Origin of the sequence: Segeticoccus rhizosphaerae (assembly GCF_009192725.1) — a bacterium.
Lineage (GTDB): Bacteria > Actinomycetota > Actinomycetes > Actinomycetales > Dermatophilaceae > Segeticoccus > Segeticoccus rhizosphaerae.
In genome coordinates, this window is record NZ_VOHR01000346.1 from 1 (window position 1) to 3789 (window position 3789).

Genomic DNA, 3789 nt, shown 5'->3' on the forward strand with positions numbered 1-3789 from the left:
GGTAGCGCACGGCGGTCGGGCCCTGCTCGTGTGCGACGGCCTCGCGCAGCAGCAGCCGCAGCTGGTCACCGTCGCGGGGCGCGGCGACGCGGACGCCCGGCACGAGGTTGGTCAGCGCCACGTCCCACATGCCGTGGTGCGATGGCCCGTCCGGCCCGGTGACCCCCGACCGGTCCAGCACGAACGTCACGGGCAGGCGGTGCAGGGCCACGTCCATCAACATCTGGTCGAAGGCCCGGTTCAAGAAGGTGGAGTAGACGGCCACCACAGGATGCATACCCGCGGTGGCGAGACCCGCGGCGGAGGCAACCGCGTGCTGCTCGGCGATGCCGACATCGAAGACCCGCTCGGGACAGGCGCAGGCGAGGTCGAAGAGACCGGTCGGGCGCATCATCGCCGCGGTGATCGCGACGACGTCCTGCCGCTGGTGCGCGAGCTGCACGAGCTCCTGCGCCACCACGTCGGTCCACTTCGGTCCACCGGAGGCCGACCGGACACCGGTTGCGGGAGTCCTCTCGGGGCTCTCCACCCGGGAGGACTCGTGGACCAGGTGTCCGGTCGGGGTGTGGGGGGCGGGTGGGACGGCGTGCAGGCAGTCGGCCTCGTCGGTCTCGGCGGGCTCGTAACCGTGGCCCTTGCGGGTGACGCAGTGGACCACCACCGGGGCGGCCAGGCTGCGTGCCGACTCCAGCGCGTGCTCGAGCGCCGGGATGTCGTGCCCGTCCACCGGCCCGAGGTAGGCGAGACCGAGGTCGCGGAAGAAGTTGCCCCGAGCGGTGCCCGCCCGCAGCTCGGCCAGGTGTCGTGCCAGCGCCCCGACCGTGGGCGAGTAGGAACGCCCGTTGTCGTTGAGCACGATGACCACCGGGCGGTCGGGCGCCCCGCCGATGTTGTTCAGCGCCTCCCAGGCGAGCCCGCCGGTCATCGCGCCGTCCCCGATGACCGCCACGACCGCGCGCGCGGTCCGCTGCACCTGCGCCGCCTTGGCCAGCCCATCGGCATACGACAGCGCCGTCGAGGCATGCGAGTTCTCGACGATGTCGTGCGGACTCTCGGCGCGGTTGGGGTAGCCGGACAGCCCGTGCTCCTGCCGCAGGCTGCCGAAGCGGTGTCGGCGCCCGGTCAGCATCTTGTGGACGTAGGCCTGGTGGCCCGTGTCCCAGACGATGGCGTCGCGCGGTGACTCGAAGACGCGGTGCACCGCGATGGTCAGCTCCACGACTCCGAGGTTGGGCCCGAGGTGGCCGCCCGTGCGCGTGACCGACGAGATGAGGAGGTCGCGCAGTTCCTGTGCCAACCGGGGCAGCTCGGCCGCCGGCAGTCGCCGGAGCCCTGCCGGATCGATCACCTCGGGAAGCGCGCCGATGGTGGTCATCAGGCCCCCCTGACCGCCCGGATGGACTCGCGGAGCGATCCCATGGTGGCGAGCACCGCCGTGGGCTCGTAGCCGCAGTGGGCCATGCAGTTGGCGCACCGGTCGTCCTTGCCGCGGCCGTAGGAGTCCCAGTCGGTCGTCTCGATCAGCTCCCGGTAGGTCGTGGTGTAGCCGTCGGCCATCAGGTAGCACGGCCGTTGCCAGCCGTTCAGGGAGTATGACGGGATGCCCCACGCGGTGCAGCCGAAGTCCACCTTGCCCTCGAGGAAGTCGAGGAACATCGGGGAGTGGTTGAGCCGCCAGTGCTTGCGGCGGCCGTCTGCGAAGGCCTTGCTGAACAGCGCGTGCGTCTCGGCGACCCCGGGGAAGTGCTCCTGGTCGGGCGCCTTCTCGTAGGCGTAGGCCGGGGAGAGCATCATCTCGTCGACCTGGAGGTCGTCGTTGAGGAAGTCGAGGACGTCGATGATGTTCTGTGGGGTGTCCGAGGTGAAGAAGGTCGAGTTGGTCGTGACCCGGAAGCCGCGTGCCTTCAGCCACTTGATCGCCTCGACCGCCTCGTCGAAGCCGCCTTCGTGGTTGACCGAGGCGTCGTGCCGTTCGCGCAAGCCGTCGATGTGGACGGTGAACGCGAAGTAGGGCGACGGCTTGAAGTCGAACCGGTCCCACCACTTGCGCACCAGCATGGCGTTGGTGCACAGGAAGACGAACTTCTTGCGCGCCACCAGCTGGTTGACCAGGTCGTCGATCTGCGGGTGCATCAACGGCTCGCCACCCGCGATCGAGACCATCGGGGCGCCGCACTCCTCCATGGCATCCAGGGCCTGCTGCACGGGCATCCGCCGTCGCAGCTCGTCAGCCGGCTTTTGGATCTTGCCGCAGCCGGAACAGGCCAGGTTGCACGCAAAGAGCGGTTCGAGCTCGACCAGGAGCGGGAACTTCTCGCGCCGCAGGGCCTTCTGCTTCATCAGGTAGGCACCGATCTTCAAGGACTGGCGCAGGGGCATGGACATGGTCAGACCACCTCCTTGGGCAGCTGGAACTGGACGTTCTCCTCGGTGACGCTGGCCTCCCGGACCCTGATCCGGCCGAGGCCGGACAGGCAGGTGAGCAGTTCGTCGACCAGGTGTGGTGGGGCGGAGGCTCCGGCAGTGACCCCCACGCGGCGGGCGCCGGCGAGCCAGCGCAGGTCCACCGACTCGGCATCCTCGACGAGGTGGGCCTCCACGCCGTCGGCCTCGACGACCTCGACGAGCCGGTGGGAGTTCGAGGAGTTGGCGGAGCCGAGGACGAGCACGAGGTCTGCCTCACGGGCAACCGCACGCACCGCCTCCTGCCGGTTGGTGGTGGCGTAGCAGATGTCGTCCTTGCGCGGACCCGCAAGGGACGGAAAGCGCTGCCGCAGTACCGATGCCGCCTCTTGGGCCTCGTCGGCCGCGAGGGTCGTCTGCATGACGTAGGCGACGTTGTCGGGGTCAGGCACCGCGACCCTGGCCGCCTCCTGCGCGTCGGACACGACGACGACGTGCTCGGGCGCCTCGCCGCGGGTGCCCTCGACCTCCTCGTGCTCGTGGTGCCCGACAAGGACGACCGTGGCACCGCGGTCGGCGAATCGCCGCACCTCCGAGTGCACCTTGGTCACCAGCGGGCAGGTCGCGTCGACCACGCGCAGGTGCCGCCGCCGCGCGGCCAGGCGCACCTCCGGCGAGACACCGTGGGCGGCGAGCACCACCACGCCTCCCACGGGCACGTCGTCGACCTCCTCCACGAACACCGCGCCACGGCGCTCGAGACCGCGCACCACGTGGCTGTTGTGGACGATCTGGCGCCGGACGTGGACCGGGGGGCCGAGCTGTTCGAGGGCCCGCTCCACGGTCTCGATGGCACGCTCCACACCCGCGCAGAAGGACCGGGGAGCCGCCAACAGCACGTCTCGCTCACCGGTGGCCGCGGCCCACTGGTCGATCACAGGAGCGGCGCGCCCGAGCGCACGCAGCGCATTCGTGCCCCGCCAGACGGTGCCGGGCCGGAGCAGCGGCTGCGCTGGCGTATCCACGACGGCGCGCACCACGGCGAGCTGTCCGTGCGGCACCGCATTGCCGAGGTAGGCCGACTCGGTGTCGACCGCAACCGCGCCACAGCCGCGCAGTGCCACCCGGTCCATGCCGTCGACGACGTGCGGGCGGGTGAGGATCGAGCCGGTGTGCACCCGGAGGCCTTCGCGCCGGAGCGCCCCCGCCAGCAGCGGTCCCGCGTTGCAGGGGAAGACGCCCGCGCCGCTCACCTCGTGCGGGACCACCAGGTCGCCCGGACGCAGCTCATCGATGAGGGCGCCGGCCAGACCGGCCACGAGGGTCGGCACGTCCCGCCCGTCCGGCAGCCGGCCCTTCGGGCCGCGTCCGGTGCGGACGACGGTG

3 protein-coding genes are annotated in these 3789 nt (G+C 71.0%); all 3 read right to left on the bottom strand.

Annotated elements, in window-relative coordinates:
* Window positions 1-1375 (bottom strand): 1-deoxy-D-xylulose-5-phosphate synthase (locus FRW57_RS18725; protein ID WP_152186730.1); only part of this gene is annotated, 1375 nt, incomplete at its 3' end.
* Window positions 1375-2385 carry an adenosyl-hopene transferase HpnH gene (gene hpnH / locus FRW57_RS18730; RefSeq protein ID WP_137122156.1) on the bottom strand — a complete coding sequence of 337 codons (1011 nt, stop codon included), beginning with the start codon at window positions 2383-2385 and terminating at the stop codon, window positions 1375-1377. The genes FRW57_RS18725 and hpnH, both read right to left, overlap by 1 nt.
* 2 nt (window positions 2386-2387) lie before the next feature.
* Window positions 2388-3789, bottom strand: a 1402-nt coding sequence (ispH, locus tag FRW57_RS18735) for a 4-hydroxy-3-methylbut-2-enyl diphosphate reductase (RefSeq protein WP_152186731.1), incomplete at its 5' end; no start/stop codon positions are given.